Origin of the sequence: Sphingobium sp. Z007, from assembly GCF_900013425.1 — a bacterium.
In the GTDB taxonomy this organism is placed as follows: domain Bacteria; phylum Pseudomonadota; class Alphaproteobacteria; order Sphingomonadales; family Sphingomonadaceae; genus Sphingobium.
In genome coordinates this window covers 563,082-580,763 of record NZ_FBXK01000005.1, presented here as the reverse complement: position 1 = coordinate 580,763, position 17,682 = coordinate 563,082, and the positions used below count along the sequence as shown (strand labels likewise).

Below are 17,682 nucleotides of genomic sequence, written 5' to 3'. Positions count from 1 at the left end.
GGTCACGAGATAACGTCTGAAATATCACGCCAACCTGGATTCCTCTCTTCGACAAGCCGGATTTTCCATTCCCCCATTCACACTTTGAGCGCCTTCTCTCGGGTGATAGCGAGCGTGATGTCATCATGTGGTTCGACCAGAACAAGGCGCGTCAGTCCGTATTTCTTGCAAAAGGTAGAGCCGGTGCCATTGCGATGTTGTTCTGCGCGCGCTGCGATGTTGGCTGTGCCGCCGATATAGAGAATGCCCCTCGGCTTGTTGGTCATGATGTAGGTGTAGCCGCCTCGCGCCATGTCCTACCGTAGCGCGTCGCCGCCTGAGACCCCAGCCTTCGCTGGGGTGACGGTGAATTTTATGTCCGCTTTACGGCACCTGCACTCGTGAACCCGACAGTCCGCTACCCATCTGTGGACGCCCCGCGCGACGCAAGCGGTAATTTGGAGTATTTGGCGCGTAGTCGGATGCTGCCATCTGTCCGGCCTCTGATGCAGCGATGAAGGCTGCGGGCCCGTATGGGAGTTCGCGGATCGGAACCACATCACCCTAAGCGTGCTGATGAAGCACGGTGGTTAGCCCTGGTTCTTCCGACCCCGTCTCGCCGACTGTTGTGCCATACCCTCCTTCGACCGACTTACGCCCCGACGACCTCTGGTCCGCTTTGGCTTACGCCGCCGCTGCGACCGGAGCAGTGTAATCCTCATTCTTCATCATGAGCGCCCAGACGATGCGCGCTGTCTTGTTAGCGAGCGCCACTGTTACGAGCATGCGTGGCTTGCGCGCCATCATCTGCTCCAGCCATGATCCCTTGGGCGCGCCCCGCTTGCTCGCCTGCAACACCACGGCGCTGCTGCCGATGATCAGCAACCGCCTGAGCGTTCGCTCGCCCATCTTTGAGATCGAACCCAGCTTCTGCTTGCCGCCCGTCGAGTGCTGCCGCGGCGTGAGGCCGACCCATGCGGCAAAGTCACGTCCCTTGGCGAAGGTGCCCGACGGCGGCGCAAGCGCCAGGATGGCAGTTGCCGTGATCGGACCGATGCCCGGGATCGTCATGAGCCGGCGTGCGAGAGCATCTTCGCGCGAACGGCGCACAATCTCCTTGTCGAGTGCGGCGATCTGCCGGTCGAGCATCGCCAGGCTGTCGAGCAGAAGCATGCAGACCGATCGCACGCCCTGGGGAACAGCCAATGGATCGGCGAGCAGCGCGGCAAGCTTTTCCAGATGGGCCAGCCCCTTGGGCGCGATCCAGCCATACTCGGTCATATGGCCGCGCAGGGCATTGCTGATCTGGGTCCGCTGCCGCACCAACAGGTCACGGCCCCGGAACACCATTGCCGCCGCCTGCTGCTCCTCTGTCTTCACCGGCACGAACCGCATGCTTGGTCGCTGGGCCGCCTCGCAGATCGCCTCGGCATCGGCCGCATCGTTCTTCTGACGCTTCACGAACGGCTTCACATAGGCCGGCGCAATCAACCGCACATCATGGCCCAGCTTGAGCAACTCGCGCGCCCAGTGATGCGCGCCGCCGCATGCTTCCAGAACTACCTGGCAACGCGGCTGTGCTGCGAAAAACGGCAACAGCTTCGCTCGGCTGATCTTCTTGCGAAGAAGCACATGGCCCGACACATCTACACCGTGCGCATGAAAAACATGCTTGGCGATATCCAACCTGATTATGCTAACTTCTGACATGGACGCCTCCCTCAAGTGGTGTTCAACACCTCCACTTTGGCACATCGATACCGTCGGGGGGCGTCCACCCCATCACCCATCATCGCTGTGCAGATACAAGCCAGCTCTAACCTCGCATCTGCCGCCCAATCACCCCTTCGTGACCAAAGCACGCGCACGCCGCCATTGCTCTCCGCCCACGCCCCCGCTAAAGGCGCGCACATGTCCAGCACCGCCCCCCAAGTAGCCCAGGCTATCACCCCGGAAGTCGTCGCCGAACATGGCCTCAGCCCGGAAGAATATGACCGCGTCCTGAGCGCCCTCGGCCGCGAACCGAACCTTACGGAACTCGGCATATTCTCGGTCATGTGGTCGGAACATTGCAGCTACAAAAGCTCCAAGATCCATCTGATGAAGCTGCCGACCACCGGCCCGCAGGTCATTTGCGGCCCCGGCGAAAACGCCGGCGTGGTCGACATTGGTGATGGGCAGGCGGCGATCTTCAAGATGGAGAGCCACAACCACCCCAGCTATATCGAACCCTATCAGGGCGCCGCGACGGGCGTTGGCGGCATCCTGCGCGACGTCTTCACCATGGGCGCGCGCCCGATCGCGAACATGAACGCGCTGCGCTTCGGCCGGCCCGACCATCCCAAGATGCGCCACCTCATCAGCGGCGTGGTGCGCGGCATCGGCGGCTATGGCAATTGCGTCGGCGTCCCGACTGTCGGTGGAGAGGTGAATTTCCACCCGGCCTATGACGGCAATATCCTGGTCAATGCGATGACCGTGGGCGTCGCCGACACCGACAAGATTTTCTACAGCGCCGCGTCAGGCGTGGGGAACAGCATCGTCTATGTCGGATCCAAGACCGGCCGCGACGGCATCCATGGCGCGACTATGGCGAGCGCGGACTTCGGCGACGACGCCGACGCCAAGCGCCCCACCGTGCAGGTCGGCGACCCCTTCACCGAAAAGCTGCTGATCGAAGCCTGCCTGGAACTCATGGCGTCCGACGCGATCGTCGCGATCCAGGATATGGGCGCGGCCGGCCTGACCTCCTCCAGCGTCGAAATGGCGTCGAAGGGCGGCGTCGGCATCCAGCTCAACATGGACGACGTCCCGCAGCGCGAAACGGGCATGACCACCTATGAAATGATGCTCTCCGAATCGCAGGAGCGCATGTTGATGGTCTTGAAGCCCGGCCGCGAAGATTTCGCCGAAGCTATCTTCAAGAAGTGGGAACTCGACTTCGCGGTCATCGGCCATGTCACCGACACCGGCCGCATGGTGCTGATCCACAAGGGCGATACGGTGTGCGACATCCCGCTCGCCCCGCTGGCCGACGACGCGCCACTTTACGATCGTCCCTCCATGCCGAAGGACGACTATAAAATCTGGTCGCAGGTCGAACCGCTCGGCGACATCGCGGAAAGCACCGACATCGGCGCGGACCTCGTCAAACTGATGGGATCACCCGACATCGCCAGCCGCCGCTGGATCTGGGAACAATATGACCATATGGTCGGTGCCGACACGGTGCAGCGCCCCGGCGGCGACGCCGCGGTCGTGCGCGTCCACGGATCGAACAAGGGCATCGCGATCAGCACCGATTGCACCCCGCGCTATTGCTATGCCGACCCTTATGAAGGCGGCAAGCAGGCGATCGCCGAATGTTATCGCAACCTGTCCGCCGTCGGCGCGACCCCGCTGGCGGTCACCAACTGCCTCAACTTCGCCAACCCGCAGCGCCCTGAAATCATGGCGCAGCTGACCGGCTGCCTGGAGGGCATGGGCGACGCCTGCCGCGCGCTCGACTTCCCGATCGTGAGCGGCAACGTCTCGCTCTATAATGAAAGCAAGGCCACCGGCGGCGGCTCGGCGATCCTGCCGACCCCGGCGATCGGCGGCATCGGCCTGCTCGCCGACGTCGATATAATGGCGACCGTGGCGTTCAAGAATGAAGGCGACGCCATCTGGCTGATCGGCGGCGAAGGCGCGCATCTGGGCCAGTCGATTTGGCTGCGCGAAATCGCCGGCCGCGAAGCGGGCGACGCGCCCAAGGTCGATCTGGCCGCCGAACGCGCCCGCGCCGACACCGTGCGCGCGCTGGTCGCCAACGGCACCGTCAATGCCGTGCACGACATCGGCGATGGCGGGCTGCTCGTCACGATCGCGGAAATGGCGCTGGCCGGCAAGATCGGCGCGACGCTCGACATCGCGCTGACTACCGCTGCCGCCTTTGGCGAAGATCAGGGCCGCTACGTCGTCACCGCCGCAGCGGGTGTCGACATCCCCGGCGCGTTAAAGATCGGCATGACCGGCGGCGATAGCGTTGTCGGTGTCCCTCTCGGCACCCTGCGCGCCGCCCATGAAGGCTTCTTCCCGGCCCTGATGGACAGCGAACTCTAGAATTATACACCCCGTTCGCTTCGAGCAAAGTCGAGACGCCGATAGCGCTGCGTGCGCGTTTCTCCACATTGCCCGAAGCGAACGGATCGGAATGAAGGCATCTTCCTGACGGATCGGCGGTCGGAAAATGCTGCCTCCCCTACCCCCGCCGGAAAATATACTCCCGATCCGTCCAGGCCCCGACCGGAAAACCATAATCCCCGACCTTCACGAACCCGCGCTTGGCATAGACCGCCTGCGCGCGCGCATTACCCGACCATACGCCCAGCCACACCGGCCCCGGCCTGTTCACCGCCAGCCAGTCCAGCGCCACGTCCATCAACGCCCGCCCCACGCCCATGCCCTGCGCCGCCCGCAACGCATAAAGCTGATACAACTCCCCCTGGTCCGCCGACGCGTCGGGGTGCGGCAACTTGCATGGCCCGACATGCGCATAAGCCAACAACCGCCCGTCCGCCGCTTGCGCCACCCAGGTCGCGTGGCTTGGATCGGCCAGTTCCCGCGCCACTGTCGCCACGCCATAACTGTCCGCCTCGAACAGCGCGAGATCGGCGGGCGGATAGGGAATGGCGAACCCGTCGATAAATGTCTCCCGAAAGGCCGCCAGCTTGAGCGCGGACAGCGCGACGACATCGGCGGGCAGTGCGTTGCGAATGGCAAAGGGCGTGGAATGCATGAGACAGGATTGGCAGGCATGGACTGGCCACGCAACCATCGCCTGCGCTGTCCTACACGCCATGACGATGCTATATTGGCGCTACGCCTTTCCGATAGGATCAGCAGAACGCAACATCATGTCAAAATCAACGGGAACTATGCGAAGTTAAGGTCTTAACGCCGGCCGTGTGACCCGCGCGAACAAGACCTGATAGCCATCGTCGCCGCCATCCGCATCGAACGCCGCCATCACCCGCCGCAGATCGACCGGGCTTAACGGTTTGCGCCCTTCGTTCGGCACCACCGCGCCGATGCCTTTCACATGCGCGATCAACCCGCGCGCGTCGCCGCACTCCAGCGCATAGTCCTCGTCAAAGGCGAAGGCGTCCTCATACCCCGCGATCAGCCCGCGCAGATCGCCCAGCGACGGATAGTCCGGCACCCCCGCCACTAGCCCGCACGCCGCGTGCGCCGCGCGCCAGCGGGCAAAACTGCCCTGCCCCATGGTCGAGACGATCAGGCTGCCCCCCGGCCGCAACAGCCCGGCCAGCCGCGCGATCGCGCCGCCCAGATCGTCAAACCACTGGAAGGCCAGGCTGGACAGGATCAGGTCGAACCATGGCCCCTGGAAGCACGGCGCTTCGCCGTCCATGGTCATGAACCGGCCCGCGACCAGCCCGTGCGACGCCGCCTGCTCCAGCATAGCGGGCGAGATATCGGTGGCCACCAGTTCCGCGGAGGGCCATCGCGCCTGGATGTCGCGCGTCAGAAATCCAGTGCCGCAGCCAATCTCCAATATGCGCGTAACCCCGTCGGGCTTCTGGCGCTGGGCCAGGTCCGCAACCAGGCGCGCCGCCAGCCGCTGCGGCCCGGCATGATCGTCATAATGCGCCGCCGCCGCGCCGAAGGCGTCGCTTATTCGTTGCTTGCGCCATTGCCTGGAGCGGTCAATCATGGCTAGGCGGATGGCAGAGCCTTCGCTTTATGACCAGCCCCTTTGCAGGAACCGCCGCCCCATGACCGCCTCTGCCCGCAATCCTGCCATGGACGTGCTGCGCGGTTGCGCCGTGCTGGGCATATTGTGGATGAACATCACTGCCTTCGCCCTGCCGCAAAACGCCTATTTCAATCCGGCGGTGGCAGGACCGCCGTCGGTCGCGGACATCGCCGCCTGGGCGGTCAGCCTGATCCTGGTGGATGGCAAGATGCGCGGCCTGTTCGCCCTGCTGTTCGGCGCGTCGATGCTGCTGCTGATCGACCGGGAGGAGATGGCCGGGCGCGACGGCCGCCGAGCGCAGATGATCCGGGCGGGCTGGCTGTTCGTCTTGGGCTGCGCGCATTTCTTCCTGCTCTGGTGGGGCGACATATTGCGCGTCTATGCGCTGGTCAGCCTGTTCGCGCTGCTGTTCGTGGGCCTGGAACCCTTCGCCCTCGTCAAGCGCGCCCTGCTTTTCTTCCTGCTCCAGTTCCTGCTGGTCGCCAGCTTCATCGCCAGCCTGTACGCCTGGAACCACGCCGCCGCTGCCCCCGGCGCCGACGCTGCCTTGCGCACGGGTTACGCCACCTTCATGACTGCCCTGGCCGATCCCGCCAGCCCCGGCACAGCGGCGGAAATCACCACCTATCGCGGCGGCTTCATAGGCATCTTCCAAGACAAGCTGGCCGGTCTGCCGGACGACTGGCTCTGGGGCTTCCTGTTCACCGCCTTCGAAACCATGGGTTTCATGCTGCTGGGGATGGCGATGCTCAAGGGCGGTTTCCTCACCGGCCGCTGGCACGCGGCGCAATATCGCCAGACCGCGCGCCATTGCTTCCTCATCGGCCTGCCGCCCATGGCCGCGCTGGCGCTGTGGGTGGCGTGGAGCGGCTTTGCGCCCCTTCCCGCTTATGGCGTCGCGCTCGCCTGGTCGCTGCCCTTCCGCATCCCGCTGACGGTCGGCTGGGCCGCGCTCATCCTGTGGCTGCTCACGCGCCATCCCGGCCATTGGCTGGTCGATCGTCTGGCAGCGGCCGGCCGACTGGCGCTCAGCAACTATCTCGCCACCAGCCTCGTCATGACCGCGCTCTTCTACGGCTGGGGGCTCGGCCTCTTCGCACGGGTGCCGCCGGCCGCGCTGCCCTTGTTCGTGCTGGGCGGCTGGACACTGATGCTCGCCTGGTCGAAACCCTATGCGGCCCGATTCGCCCTTGGCCCCGCCGAATGGCTGTGGCGCAGCCTGATCCGCGGCCAGCCGCAAAAGATTCGCAAGAGCGACTAGATTACTATTGCGACCCATTATCAGGCGCGCTATCTCTCCTTCCAACAGGAGAGTGTCTTCGATGGTCGTCTGCGTCTGTAATGCGATTCGTGAAAAGGACTTGCGGGAAGCCGCGCGTAACGGCGCTGACACGCCGTGCAGCGCCTACGCCCAATATGGCCGCCGCCCCAAATGCGGCCAGTGCGTCTCCTTCGCCCGCACCATCATCGCCGCGGAACGCGCTTCTGCCTGACAGGAATGCGAATCAGCCGCATGTCGGCAGTCGCGATCACCACGCAATAGCGCCGCAGAAAAGCCCGGATTTCCAAGGGTTTTGCACTTAACAGCGCGCGTCCGAAACGATATAGGTCCGGCGTCCCCCTAATCGGAGTAAAGCGCCATGAAAGGCGACGCCAAGGTCATCGAATATCTGAACGAGGTGCTCAAGAATGAGCTGACCGCGATCAACCAATATTTTCTCCATTATCGCATGCTCAACCACTGGGGCATCGAGAAGCTGGCCAAGTTCGAATATGAAGAGTCCATCGATGAGATGAAGCATGCCGACAAGGTGGCGGAGCGCATCCTCTTCCTCGACGGCCTGCCCAACTTCCAGCTGCTCGGCCGATTGAAGATCGGCGAGACGGTCGAGGAAATCCTCAAGTCCGATCTCGAACTGGAATATGAGGCGCTGCCGGTGCTGCGCGACGCGATCGCCTATTGCGAATCGATCCGCGACTTCGTCAGCCGCGACCTGTTCCAATATATCCTCGAAAGCGAGGAAGAGCATGTCGATACGCTGGAAACCCAGTTCGAAATGATCGAACGCATGGGCATCCAAAATTATGTCCAGCTGCAGAGCAAGGCGAAAGAGGACTGACTTCCAACTGTCCCCCGGCGTATGCCGGGGCACTTACATGAGAAGGGGCGTCCTGCACGGGGCGCCCTTTTCTGTTTACAGCAGCGCTTCGAGCAGCCCGATCAGCGGCAGGTCCGCGGGCGGCATATCCAGCGCATACATCTGCGCCGGTTTCAGCCATTTGAGCGCCGTCGCATGGCGCGCCTCCGGCATGCCCTTCCACTTGCGGCAGACATAGAGCAGCATCAACAGATGCTTCTCGCCCAGCGCTTCGCTCGCGAAAGTCGCGGGCGCCAGGCAACTGCGGTGCGTCTCGATCCCCAGCTCCTCCTCCAGTTCGCGCACCAGCGCCGCTTCGGGCGTTTCGCCCGGCTCGACCTTCCCGCCGGGAAATTCCCACAGGCCCGCCATCGACTTGCCCGGCGGGCGCTGCTGCAACAGCACGCGGCCGTCGGCGTCGATCAACGCTACGGCGACGACCAACAGGGGAGGAAAAGAGGGCATATCGGTCCAGTCGGGAGGGATTTGTTAACCGTGGCTGCTTTACAGGTTCATCGGGGACTGTCTGTAGCGAAACGGGGATTTTATGCGCGCGCTTGTCGAAATCCTGGGCCGATTAAGGCTGATCCGGTGCGAGCGCGGCGCTACGGCCGTCGAATATGGGCTCATTATCGCGATGATCGTACTCGCCATGATCGCTGCGCTCAATAACGTCGCAAACAAAACCACGGGTATGTGGAATAACGTCGCGACGGAAGTCACCAAACATTAACCATCAATATTTGACAGCCGGTGGATCGCATTAAGAGTTTTTCAACCGGACTTGTCTAATCCATTCCTTGCTGACCACACATATTCATACGGGGCGGCCGGGTAGTTAAACGCTGAAATCTAGTCCAAGGAGACGTCACATGCAGTTCATCCGTAAGATGTTGAAGAACGAAAAGGGTGCCACCGCGATCGAATACGGTCTGATCGCCGCTCTGATCGCCGTCGCCGCCATCGGCGCGATGACCAGCCTGGGCACCAAGCTGGGTTCGACCTTCAACAACGTGTCGGGCAACCTGAAGTAAGCCCAGACGCTTGTCGAATTAAGGGGCGGCGGAAGCAATTCCGCCGCCCCTTTTCATTTGCGCTCCAAACGGGAGGGTTACCAGGTGACGATCTTTACCCGCTGTCCCGGCCGCAACGTCGCATTGGCGCTCAGTGCGTTCATGGTCAGGAACCGGTCGAGCTGATAATCCGAATAGGCCATGCGCTTGGCCATGGTTTGCACAGTGTCGCCCGCCTTGACGGTGACGACATCGACACGGCGCGGCTTGATCGCCGCCGCTTCCTGCGCGCTCAGCCGCTGGACCGACTGCACCATCGCGGCAAATGGCCCAAGCCCCTGCCCCGCTGGCGTCAGCAGCAGGAAATGATAGGCTTTCCCGCCCCCGAAATCATAGGCGAAGACGGTCGCATCGACTTCGCTTGACTGGCTGGACGCGCGCACGGTGCGATAGGCGGCCGGCAGTCCATTGACCGTCGTCCGTCTCACCCCGCCCGCGGGCGCGCCGCCGTCACTCCCGCCCAGTTTTGCGAACACGCTATCGATATAGGCGGCCAGATTCCCCGAATAGGGCGCCGCGCCGAACTGCGCCTGCCCGCCCGATCCGGTGATCGATACGGCGTCCGCGCCATTTTCCATGCCGAACCCGCTCGGCGCGGCAAAGCTCAGCCGCAGGTCGGGGTGCCGGAAGCGATTGCCGTCGATCACCCCCTGTTTGGGATCGTCACCATAGAGCACGCCGTCCAGCGCATTCAAAAAGGCGTCGCGGTTGCGCGCCGCGCCGGTGGCGCGCGTTGCCGCGGCGGCATTGGCGGCCCTTTGCACGCGCGCGCCGGGATCGGGGTGTGTGCTCGCCCATTCGGGCATCGACCGTGCGCTGCCCGCCAACCGCGCATCCAGATTGCTTTGCGCCGCCAGCGACGCCAGCATCCCCGACAAGGCGCGCGGATCATAACCGCCGCTCGCCAAATAACGGATGCCCAGATCGTCGGCCTCATATTCCTGCGTGCGGGAAAATTTAAGCGTCAGCAACTGACTGCCCGTGCCGATCCCCTTCTGGACCAACCCTGCCAAGCCCGAATCGCCCAGAAACGCCCCGGCCAGCGCCCCAAGCAGCGCCCCGCCGATCGCATTGCGCGTCGCCGCCTTCTGCCTGCGCTGGCCATGCTGGGCCGCGACATGGCCGACTTCATGGCCCAGCACGCCGGCCAATTCGGCCTCGTCGTTCATCAGCGCCATCAACTGGCGCGTCACATAGACATAGCCGCCGGGGATGGCGAAGGCGTTGTTGACCGGCGAATTGAGCAGGGTGACGGTAAAATCGCCCTGCGCATTGGACAGGCCGGATTGCACCGCGATGCGACGGCCAACGCCCTCCACATATTTGGCCTGCGGCCCAGCATAGGGACCGCCAAATTCCTTGAGCAATTCAGGATGCTGCTTGGCGCCGCTCGCCTTGTCCTGCGCGCTGATCGACGACACGGTGCGGATCGCCCGCTGCTGTCCGATCACCGCAGGCGCGCTGATCGCCACCGCAAGCAAGCCGCTCGCACAGCCCAGCTTCATCTTCCAGTTCATCTTCTCTCCACCCTCACCATTACCCCTACGTAACGATGAAAATGACGCGCCGTTCCCGGAAAAGCGAGCGGTTTAGACGAAGGTGATTCCAGCTTCGCTCATTCCGTTCGTGCTGAGTAGGGGTTGAGCGAAGTCGAAGCCCCGTATCGAAGCATCAAGCGCTACATATGATCCTTCGATACGCCATTTCGACAAGCTCAATCGCTACTCAGGACGAACGGATGCGGCTAAGTTCATCAAGCACCAATGGCCAGGAACTTGTCCGCCCGGTCGGTCCGCAGCGCGTCCGCGCCCAACCCGTCGAGCGAGGCCAGCTCCGCCTCGATCGCCGCGCCCAGATTGGCGATCGCCGTCACCGGATCGCGATGCGCCCCGCCCACCGGCTCCGGCACGATCCGGTCGATCACGCCCAGGCCTTTCAGATGCTGCGCCGTCACCTGCATCGCCGTCGCCGCATCGCTTGCCTTGTCGGCGGTGCGCCACAGGATCGACGCGCAGCCTTCGGGCGAAATCACGGAATAGATCGCATGTTCGAACATCAGCACGCGGTTTGCCGCCGCCAGCGCAATCGCACCGCCGGAGCCGCCCTCGCCCACGACGGCCGCGACCATCGGCACGCCCAGCTTCAGGCAGGCTTCGGTCGACCGCGCGATCGCTTCGGCCTGGCCGCGTTCTTCCGCCTGCACGCCCGGAAAGGCGCCCGAGGTATCGACCAAACTCACGACCGGCAGGCCGAACCGGTCGGCCAATTCCATCAGGCGGATCGCCTTGCGATAGCCTTCGGGCTTGGCCATGCCGAAATTATGGCGCACGCGGCTGGCGGTATCGTCGCCCTTTTCATGGCCGATCACCATGACCTTGCGCTCGCCCAGCGTCGCAAAGCCGCCGATGATCGCCTGGTCGTCGGCAAAGGCGCGGTCGCCGGCCAGCGGCATGAAATTGTCGAACATGCCCGCGACATAATCCTTGAAGTGCGGGCGTTCGGCATGCCGCGCCACCTGCGTCTTCTGCCACGGCGTCAGCTTGGCATAGGTGTCCGACAACAGCTTGGCCGCGCGGCTTTCCAGCGTCGCGATCTCGCCGTCGATATTGATGTCGCCCACGCTGGCGGTGGCGCGCAGATCGACGATCCGCGCTTCCAGTTCCGCGATCGGCTTTTCGAATTCCAGAAAACTTACCATGACGCGTGCGTTAAGGCGCTGGCGCGTCGCCGTCAACGCGGGGATGCGTGATCTTGGGAGCCATCCCCGCCAGCGGATGGCGGCTGTTGACCAGCTCGACCAGACGCCGGCTATCGACATGGGTATAGATTTGCGTGGTGCCGATATCGGCATGGCCCAGCATCATCTGTAACGCGCGCAAATCCGCGCCGCCCTCCAGCAAATGGGTGGCGAAGGCGTGGCGCAGCACATGGGGGCTGACCCGCTCCGGCGCGATGCCACTGGCCTTCGCCAGCGCCTTGACCAGTTGATAGAGGCGGATGCGGCTCAAATGGCTCTTGCCCGAAGGGAACAGCCACGGACTGTCGGCCGGCACATGCGGCAGCCAGGCAGCGACAGCGGCCCGCGCCCGGTCGGAAATCGGCACCAGCCGCTCGCGCGCGCCCTTGCCCTTGAGGATCAGGAAAGGCCGGTCGGCCGCCAGCGCCCGGCGCGGCAACGACATGAGTTCGGTCGCGCGCAGCCCCGACCCATAAAGCAGCTCGATCAGCGCCGCGAGCCGCAGGTCCGCCGCCGCGGGATGTTCGACGTCCAGTCGCTCGGCGATATAAGCGAAGAAACGATCGACCTCCGCCACCGACAATATCTTGGGCAGCGAGCGGCGCGTCGTCGGCCGTGGCAGCGCGGCGGAGGGATTGTCGGCGCGCAGCCCCTCCTCCTCCAGAAAAGCGTAGAAGGCCCGCAGCGCAGACACTTTGCGCGCCACGGACGACGCCGCCAGATCGGCCCAGGCCGCCGCCAGCGTCCCCAACCCATCCTTATCCGCACCGGCCAGTCCGCCCAGCAGATCGCCCGCGCTGCTCAAATCGGCGCGATAGGCCAGCAACGTGTTGCGCGACGCGCCCCGCTCCGCCGCCATCATCTCAAGGAAGCGATCGACCAGGATGGCGTCATCCTGTCCCATATTCAGGTGCGACTGATCGCCTCGGCCGCGATCATCCGCGCTTCGGGGTCCAGCCCCACGCGATGCAGCGCCGCGACAACATGATAGAGATGCCCCGCCGGCAATCGGCTCCAGTCATTGCCCTGCATGCCCACGGCTGCCAGGAGCGCAACGGTGCCCTTTTCGCCCCGCTGCGCCGCCGCGCCGATCGCGCGCGCCCAGCGGCTGTTCGCGCCCAGCGCAAAGCCGTTATCCTGCGCCAGCGACGCGGCATCGTCCGCTGACAGGCGCGATAGGCCGGCCAGCGCCGCGATCAGCATCCGGCCCTTGTCCGACCCAACGTCCCCGACATAGCTCGACACGCGACTACTGTTGATGTCCACCACCGGGCTGGGCGCGCCGACCGCTAGCAAGGCCCAGAATTGCGATGCGCCCGCGCCGTCCAACTGGCCGATCGCCCGCGCCCACCGCGCGGCATTGCGGTCATAGCCCGCCGCCAGCATCGCCGCGACCAGATTGGCCGCATCCTGCGCATCGGCCTGCGCCACCGGCAGCGCCGCGGCCGCCCGCGCCGTCGCGACCAAGCCCAGATAATCGGGCTTCGCGCCGTCGCGCCACCATGTCCGCATCGCGCCGATCCGGTCGCCCACGGTCGATCCGGCATGGGCGGTGCGCAGCGTCTCGATCCGGTCCGCCAGATCGCCCGGCGCATCGCCCTCGGTGCCCATCTGGCCATAAAAGCCGACTAGCGCCGCGCTGGACAGCACGCCCAGCCGCGCTGCAATCTCCACGCCCGGTCGCCGCTTGACCGCGCTCAGCGCAGGCGCGCGCGCTTCCCAGGCGCGCACATGCGATCCGACCGTGCCGTACAGCGCATCGGGAATTTCGACATTCAGCGCCGTCGCCAGCCCGAATCGCCAGGCCGTCAGCCGATCGACGCCGTCCCATTCGATCTTCACCGACCGACGCGCATTGAACCCGGTGCCGACCACCTTTTCGGCCAGCCGATAATCGATGCCGCGCACGATGCCGCGCCGCTGCGCCTGGTTCAGCGCGCCGCTCGACGTCCCCTGGTCGCCCGACAGCGCCGGGCAGATCGCCCGCGTCATGTCCCAACCCGGTTCCTTGCTGAACCGCAGCGCGCCTGCCGACAGCGGGCACAGCCCGGCCGGATCGGCCGTCGCCAGATAGGTCTGCATCGCGATCGCGTATAGGCGCGGCGAATAGCGGTCGGGATCGACGCTCTGCACCATCAACCGGGCATTGTCCGCCTCGCCCATGCGGAGCAACAGCCAGGCGCGTTCCGCCGCCCAGTCCGCCCCGTCAATGTCGCGCGGCGTATCGACCGCGCTCAGCAAGGCCCGGCGCAGCAGGATGGAGGCCCAGCGGGACACGATCGGCGCATGCGTCTGCTTCATCAACGCGGCGAGATATTTGCCCGATTCGCCGCCGAACGCGTCCGGCTCGAACCCGCGCGTCTGCGGCGTCAGCGGCCCAATGCGGTCCAGCGATCGACGCGCCGTGTCGGGCAAGTCATATTTCGCCTTCTGCGCCGCCAGTTCTTCGGGCGTCAGTTCGGCCTCGGCCGCATTCTGCGCCGCGTCCACGAGCGACAGGTCGGGCGGCGTGCCGGGATCGAGCGGCTGCACCATCGGCGCTGCGGGCGATCCCGTCGTGCTGGGCGCAGCGGGCGTTGGCCGCACCGGCGGCGGCGCGGGCGCTTCGGGCGCATCGCCAAAACCAGGCGGCAGCAGCGATTCGGGCGCCTGCTGTGCGACGACCGGCAACGCCAGCGCTAACGCAAAGCTGCCCACCGCCCATTTCGCATTACCGCGCGGCCAGCGCATCCGCCTTACTGGCCCAGCTTCTCGGCGGGGATGACCTTCTCGACGCGCTGCTGCGGCTGTTCGCCCCCGCGCGACCAGAAAAAGGCCAACAGCGCGATGACCAGCACGGCCAGGGCAATGGGGATGATCGGCAGGCTGGAGCCACGACGACGATTACCGCCCTCGAAACTGCTGAAGTTGCGATTATTCTTCATAGATCCTTGGCTATAACGGGCCGACTGACATGCCGGACAACAAAGAAAGATGCGATTTGCCTCTGTGACGGCTGGCTGTATAGCCCCGCAAGCCATGCAGCGAAACAGCAAAATCCCGCAGAGCCAGGCCCGGCGCGGTCCCATCGTCCTGGTGGGCATGATGGGCGTGGGCAAATCCACGGTCGGCCGCCGTCTCGCCGCGCGTCTGGGGCTCAGCTTCGTCGACGCGGATGAGGAGATTGAGAAGGCCGCCGGCATGTCCGTGGCGGAGATTTTCGAACGCTATGGCGAACCCTATTTTCGCGACGGCGAACGGCGCGTCATCGCCCGGCTGATGGATGGCGCGCCCAAGGTGATCGCGACGGGCGGCGGCGCCTTCATGCAGGATGAGACGCGCCGCCTGATCCTGGAGGCCGCCACCGCCATCTGGCTGGACGCCGACATCGACATATTGGTCGATCGCGTCGCCCGCCGCGACAGCCGCCCGCTGCTGAAAGATCGCGACCCGCGCGTCGTGCTGACGGAGCTGGCCGCGATACGCAATCCCGTCTACGCGCTCGCCCCTATTCATGTGAAGAGCATCGCCGCCCCGCATGAAGTCGCGGTCGATCGCATCATGGAGCAATTGACCACATGGCAATAGTCCGCGTAGCGCTGGGTGCGCGCAGTTATAATATAGTCATCGAACAGGGCGCGCTCGACCGCGCCGGCGACAGCCTGGCTCCCTATGCCCGCAACGGCCGGCTGGTGGTCGTCACCGACACGAACGTCGCCGCCGCGCAATTGCCGCGCCTCGACGCCAGCCTGCGCGCCGCTAACATCGCCGTCGAACCGATCATCCTGCCGCCGGGCGAACAGACCAAGAGCTGGCGTCACCTCGAACAATTGCTCGACGCGCTGCTGGCCCTGGAAATCGAGCGAGGCGACCATATCGTCGCCTTGGGCGGCGGCGTCATCGGCGACCTGGTCGGCTTTGCCGCCTCCATCCTCAAGCGCGGCTGCCACTTCATCCAGGTGCCGACCACCCTGTTGGCGCAGGTCGATTCGTCGGTCGGCGGCAAGACCGCGATCAACGCGAAGGCGGGCAAGAACCTGATCGGCAGCTTCTACCAGCCCGCCCTTGTCCTGATCGACCCCTCGACCCTCGACAGCCTGCCGCCGCGCGAAACCCGCGCCGGCTATGCCGAAGTCGTCAAATATGGCCTGATCGACGATCCCGAATTTTTCGACTGGTGCGCCGCCAACGCCCAGGCGCTGCTTGCCGGCGACCCGAACGCCCGCACCATCGCCATTACCCGCAGCGTGCAGGCCAAGGCCGCGATCGTCGCCGATGACGAGCGCGAAACGTCGGGCCGCCGCGCCCTGCTCAACCTTGGCCACACCTTTGGTCATGCGCTGGAGGCCGACACCGGCTTTTCCGACACGTTGCTCCATGGCGAAGGCGTCGCGGCCGGCATGGCGCTCGCCTTCCGCTACTCCGCGCGCCTTGACCTGTGTCCGCAGGCCGATGCCGACCGCGTCACCGCGCATTTGAGAGCCGTTGGCCTACCCCACGACCTCGCCACCGCCCATGTGCGCGCAGACGGCGCGGCACTGGTCGGCCACATGCTGCACGACAAGAAGATGGCGGCCGGCACCCTCCCCTTCCTCCTCGCCCGCGGCATCGGCCAGACCTTCCTGTCGAAGGATGTCGTGCTGGACGACGTGGCGGCGTTCCTGGATCAGGATAGGGCGGCGGCCTGAGGCAATGTTCAGTGCCAGGACGAGGGGAGGGAAGACGCTTTGCCTTTTTCAGGCCGGACCTCCGAAAGAACCGTCATGCCAGCGAAAGCTGGCATCTCAGGCCGGCGCACGCCGCTTAAACGGATAGCGCTACACGGCTGGCCTCCTTCTCCTGTCGTCTGCGACCCCAGCCTTCGCTGGGGTGACGGCTATTTGGGCAAGCCGAATGACCGGCGCACATCCGCTCCCATTCGATAACAGACCACCGCTCGAAAATTTCACCCAAACCGCCCCTCAGCAACAAGTCTGACATTCCCCTGCATCATTGCCCGCCTACACCCCTCCTTGTCAGCGGCATCCCTTACAGATCCCCCCTCTGTCGCCGCTGACTCCTCCCCTGAACCTCGGCCTCCAGCTTTTAGCTGGAGGCCCTTTTTTTGCTGCCCCCCGGAAAGCGGCCACAAAAAAGGGCGCCTCGCAGGCGCCCTTTCGTTCAACCATGAAAGGCCGATTACTTCTTCAGCGTCAGACCGCCGAAACGCTTGTTGAAGCGCGCCACCTGGCCGCCGGTGTCCAGCTGGCGGTTGCCGCCGGTCCAGGCCGGATGCGACTTGGGATCGATGTCGAGCGCCAGCGTGTCGCCTTCCTTGCCCCAGGTGGAGCGGGTCTGAAAGATGGTGCCGTCGGTCATCTGGACGTTGATCAGATGGTAGTCGGGGTGGGTATCGGCCTTCATGGCGTATTGCTCCGTAATGTGCCGGTTCCGACCGGCTGTGGATGCGGTAAAAATAGCGAAGGCGCGCCGTTAGCGGGTTCGGCGCGCCTTGGCAAGAATAAAGGCCGGCCCCGGCATCAACCTGGACGGCAGCACGATTAATCCTTGGGCGGATCGGCGATCATCGCAACGAAATGCGCTTCCGCCGCCAGCTTGCCCTCGATCATCGCCTTGCCGCTGAACTTGCAGACCGCGCCGCGCATCTGCGTCACTTCCACATGCAGGTCGAGCAGGCAGCCCGGCTCCACTGGCGTACGGAACTTGGCGCCGTCGATGCTCATGAAATAGACGAGCTTGCCCGAATCGGCCAAATCCATCGAATCCACCACCAGCACGCCCGCCGCCTGCGCCATCGCTTCCACGATCAGCACGCCGGGCATGATCGGCCGGGTCGGGAAATGCCCCTGGAAAAAGGGCTCGTTCACCGACACCGCCTTGATCGCGTGGATCGACTGGTTGGGCACCAGCGTCACCACCCGATCGACCAGCAGCATCGGGTAACGATGCGGCAGCGCGGCCATGACCCGACGGATATCCATCGGGCCACGCGCAGTCGTTTCAACCTCTCCCGTCATTTTT

General features: G+C 64.6%; 19 protein-coding genes and 1 pseudogene. 8 read left to right on the top strand and 12 right to left on the bottom strand.

Translation table 11 applies throughout. The features are described 5' to 3' along the window. Positions 1-2 precede the first annotated feature (2 nt). Both CEQ44_RS10745 and CEQ44_RS10740 read right to left on the bottom strand, forming a co-directional pair. Positions 3-293 (bottom strand): annotated as a pseudogene (locus tag CEQ44_RS10745) (GIY-YIG nuclease family protein). A 370-nt stretch (positions 294-663) separates the two neighbouring features. Continuing rightward, a complete protein-coding gene (locus CEQ44_RS10740; RefSeq protein WP_088201811.1) occupies positions 664-1,689 on the bottom strand; it encodes an IS110 family transposase in 1,026 nt (341 codons plus the stop codon). A gap of 201 nt (positions 1,690-1,890) precedes the next feature. Between CEQ44_RS10740 and purL the strand changes: the two genes are divergently transcribed. Then, the gene (gene purL / locus CEQ44_RS10735) at positions 1,891-4,080 is read left to right on the top strand and encodes a phosphoribosylformylglycinamidine synthase subunit PurL (RefSeq protein WP_088185411.1); all 2,190 of its coding nucleotides are present in this window, start codon (positions 1,891-1,893) and stop codon (positions 4,078-4,080) included. Positions 4,081-4,219: 139 nt separating this feature from the next. Here purL and CEQ44_RS10730 read toward each other — a convergent pair whose 3' ends face one another. After that, complete coding sequence (locus CEQ44_RS10730; RefSeq protein ID WP_088185412.1) at positions 4,220-4,756, bottom strand: GNAT family N-acetyltransferase; 537 nt, start codon at positions 4,754-4,756, stop codon at positions 4,220-4,222. 147 nt (positions 4,757-4,903) lie between these two features. Continuing rightward, on the bottom strand, positions 4,904-5,692 hold the full coding sequence (locus tag CEQ44_RS10725; RefSeq protein ID WP_088185413.1) for a methyltransferase domain-containing protein: 789 nt from the start codon (positions 5,690-5,692) through the stop codon (positions 4,904-4,906). A gap of 61 nt (positions 5,693-5,753) precedes the next feature. Here CEQ44_RS10725 and CEQ44_RS10720 point away from each other — a divergent pair, with 61 nt between their 5' ends. From CEQ44_RS10720 to bfr, 3 genes are all read left to right on the top strand, one after another. Then, entirely contained in the window at positions 5,754-6,995 is a 1,242-nt protein-coding gene (locus CEQ44_RS10720) for a DUF418 domain-containing protein (RefSeq protein ID WP_088185414.1), read from the top strand. Between the two features lie 61 nt (positions 6,996-7,056). Beyond that, entirely contained in the window at positions 7,057-7,227 is a 171-nt protein-coding gene (locus CEQ44_RS10715) for a bacterioferritin-associated ferredoxin (protein WP_066603762.1), read from the top strand. A 147-nt stretch (positions 7,228-7,374) separates the two neighbouring features. Beyond that, the gene (gene bfr, locus CEQ44_RS10710) at positions 7,375-7,854 is read left to right on the top strand and encodes a bacterioferritin (protein ID WP_088185415.1); all 480 of its coding nucleotides are present in this window, start codon (positions 7,375-7,377) and stop codon (positions 7,852-7,854) included. Between the two features lie 75 nt (positions 7,855-7,929). On the opposite strand, the gene CEQ44_RS10705 is transcribed toward bfr, so the two are convergent. Continuing rightward, positions 7,930-8,337 carry a (deoxy)nucleoside triphosphate pyrophosphohydrolase gene (locus CEQ44_RS10705; protein ID WP_088185416.1) on the bottom strand — a complete coding sequence of 136 codons (408 nt, stop codon included), beginning with the start codon at positions 8,335-8,337 and terminating at the stop codon, positions 7,930-7,932. 82 nt (positions 8,338-8,419) lie between these two features. On the opposite strand from CEQ44_RS10705, the gene CEQ44_RS10700 reads away from it, so the two are divergent. Together CEQ44_RS10700 and CEQ44_RS10695 are read left to right on the top strand one after the other, a co-directional pair. Continuing rightward, positions 8,420-8,605, top strand: a complete 186-nt coding sequence (locus tag CEQ44_RS10700; protein WP_088185417.1) for a Flp family type IVb pilin — start codon at positions 8,420-8,422, stop codon at positions 8,603-8,605. A gap of 139 nt (positions 8,606-8,744) precedes the next feature. After that, a complete protein-coding gene (locus tag CEQ44_RS10695) occupies positions 8,745-8,906 on the top strand; it encodes a Flp family type IVb pilin (protein WP_056687935.1) in 162 nt (53 codons plus the stop codon). 77 nt (positions 8,907-8,983) lie between these two features. Here CEQ44_RS10695 and CEQ44_RS10690 read toward each other — a convergent pair whose 3' ends face one another. The 5 genes from CEQ44_RS10690 to CEQ44_RS10670 form a co-directional block, all read right to left on the bottom strand. Beyond that, a complete protein-coding gene (locus tag CEQ44_RS10690) occupies positions 8,984-10,462 on the bottom strand; it encodes a M48 family metalloprotease (RefSeq protein WP_088185418.1) in 1,479 nt (492 codons plus the stop codon). A gap of 236 nt (positions 10,463-10,698) precedes the next feature. Next, on the bottom strand, positions 10,699-11,643 hold the full coding sequence (locus CEQ44_RS10685; protein ID WP_088185419.1) for an acetyl-CoA carboxylase carboxyltransferase subunit alpha: 945 nt from the start codon (positions 11,641-11,643) through the stop codon (positions 10,699-10,701). Positions 11,644-11,653: 10 nt separating this feature from the next. Then, positions 11,654-12,586, bottom strand: coding sequence for a tyrosine recombinase (locus tag CEQ44_RS10680; RefSeq protein WP_088185420.1), 933 nt, complete (start codon positions 12,584-12,586; stop codon positions 11,654-11,656). Positions 12,587-12,588: 2 nt separating this feature from the next. Then, complete coding sequence (locus CEQ44_RS10675; RefSeq protein ID WP_088185421.1) at positions 12,589-14,412, bottom strand: hypothetical protein; 1,824 nt, start codon at positions 14,410-14,412, stop codon at positions 12,589-12,591. Positions 14,413-14,417: 5 nt separating this feature from the next. Next, positions 14,418-14,606 carry a cbb3-type cytochrome oxidase assembly protein gene (locus CEQ44_RS10670; RefSeq protein WP_088185422.1) on the bottom strand — a complete coding sequence of 63 codons (189 nt, stop codon included), beginning with the start codon at positions 14,604-14,606 and terminating at the stop codon, positions 14,418-14,420. Positions 14,607-14,700: 94 nt separating this feature from the next. Here CEQ44_RS10670 and CEQ44_RS10665 point away from each other — a divergent pair, with 94 nt between their 5' ends. Continuing rightward, the gene (locus CEQ44_RS10665; RefSeq protein ID WP_088185423.1) at positions 14,701-15,249 is read left to right on the top strand and encodes a shikimate kinase; all 549 of its coding nucleotides are present in this window, start codon (positions 14,701-14,703) and stop codon (positions 15,247-15,249) included. Then, positions 15,240-16,349: a 3-dehydroquinate synthase gene (gene aroB / locus CEQ44_RS10660; protein WP_088185424.1), complete on the top strand. Its 1,110-nt coding sequence runs from the start codon at positions 15,240-15,242 to the stop codon at positions 16,347-16,349. The genes CEQ44_RS10665 and aroB overlap by 10 nt, the downstream gene beginning before the upstream one ends. A 490-nt stretch (positions 16,350-16,839) precedes the next feature. On the opposite strand, the gene rpmE is transcribed toward aroB, so the two are convergent. Together rpmE and fabZ are read right to left on the bottom strand one after the other, a co-directional pair. Further along, a complete protein-coding gene (rpmE, locus tag CEQ44_RS10655; RefSeq protein WP_056687908.1) occupies positions 16,840-17,064 on the bottom strand; it encodes a 50S ribosomal protein L31 in 225 nt (74 codons plus the stop codon). 137 nt (positions 17,065-17,201) lie between these two features. Continuing rightward, complete coding sequence (fabZ, locus tag CEQ44_RS10650; protein WP_088185425.1) at positions 17,202-17,678, bottom strand: 3-hydroxyacyl-ACP dehydratase FabZ; 477 nt, start codon at positions 17,676-17,678, stop codon at positions 17,202-17,204. Positions 17,679-17,682 lie beyond the last annotated feature (4 nt).

Coding starts and splice junctions, on each gene's coding strand:
- fabZ (WP_088185425.1), bottom strand. CDS start 17,678: ATGACGGGAGAGGTTGAAACGACTGCGCGTGGCCCGATGGATATCCGT.
- bfr (WP_088185415.1), top strand. CDS start 7,375: ATGAAAGGCGACGCCAAGGTCATCGAATATCTGAACGAGGTGCTCAAG.
- CEQ44_RS10685 (WP_088185419.1), bottom strand. CDS start 11,643: ATGGTAAGTTTTCTGGAATTCGAAAAGCCGATCGCGGAACTGGAAGCG.
- aroB (WP_088185424.1), top strand. CDS start 15,240: ATGGCAATAGTCCGCGTAGCGCTGGGTGCGCGCAGTTATAATATAGTC.
- CEQ44_RS10680 (WP_088185420.1), bottom strand. CDS start 12,586: ATGGGACAGGATGACGCCATCCTGGTCGATCGCTTCCTTGAGATGATG.
- CEQ44_RS10670 (WP_088185422.1), bottom strand. CDS start 14,606: ATGAAGAATAATCGCAACTTCAGCAGTTTCGAGGGCGGTAATCGTCGT.
- CEQ44_RS10715 (WP_066603762.1), top strand. CDS start 7,057: ATGGTCGTCTGCGTCTGTAATGCGATTCGTGAAAAGGACTTGCGGGAA.
- CEQ44_RS10675 (WP_088185421.1), bottom strand. CDS start 14,412: ATGCGCTGGCCGCGCGGTAATGCGAAATGGGCGGTGGGCAGCTTTGCG.
- CEQ44_RS10720 (WP_088185414.1), top strand. CDS start 5,754: ATGACCGCCTCTGCCCGCAATCCTGCCATGGACGTGCTGCGCGGTTGC.
- CEQ44_RS10730 (WP_088185412.1), bottom strand. CDS start 4,756: ATGCATTCCACGCCCTTTGCCATTCGCAACGCACTGCCCGCCGATGTC.
- CEQ44_RS10690 (WP_088185418.1), bottom strand. CDS start 10,462: ATGAACTGGAAGATGAAGCTGGGCTGTGCGAGCGGCTTGCTTGCGGTG.
- rpmE (WP_056687908.1), bottom strand. CDS start 17,064: ATGAAGGCCGATACCCACCCCGACTACCATCTGATCAACGTCCAGATG.
- CEQ44_RS10700 (WP_088185417.1), top strand. CDS start 8,420: ATGCGCGCGCTTGTCGAAATCCTGGGCCGATTAAGGCTGATCCGGTGC.
- CEQ44_RS10665 (WP_088185423.1), top strand. CDS start 14,701: ATGCAGCGAAACAGCAAAATCCCGCAGAGCCAGGCCCGGCGCGGTCCC.
- purL (WP_088185411.1), top strand. CDS start 1,891: ATGTCCAGCACCGCCCCCCAAGTAGCCCAGGCTATCACCCCGGAAGTC.
- CEQ44_RS10705 (WP_088185416.1), bottom strand. CDS start 8,337: ATGCCCTCTTTTCCTCCCCTGTTGGTCGTCGCCGTAGCGTTGATCGAC.
- CEQ44_RS10740 (WP_088201811.1), bottom strand. CDS start 1,689: ATGTCAGAAGTTAGCATAATCAGGTTGGATATCGCCAAGCATGTTTTT.
- CEQ44_RS10695 (WP_056687935.1), top strand. CDS start 8,745: ATGCAGTTCATCCGTAAGATGTTGAAGAACGAAAAGGGTGCCACCGCG.
- CEQ44_RS10725 (WP_088185413.1), bottom strand. CDS start 5,692: ATGATTGACCGCTCCAGGCAATGGCGCAAGCAACGAATAAGCGACGCC.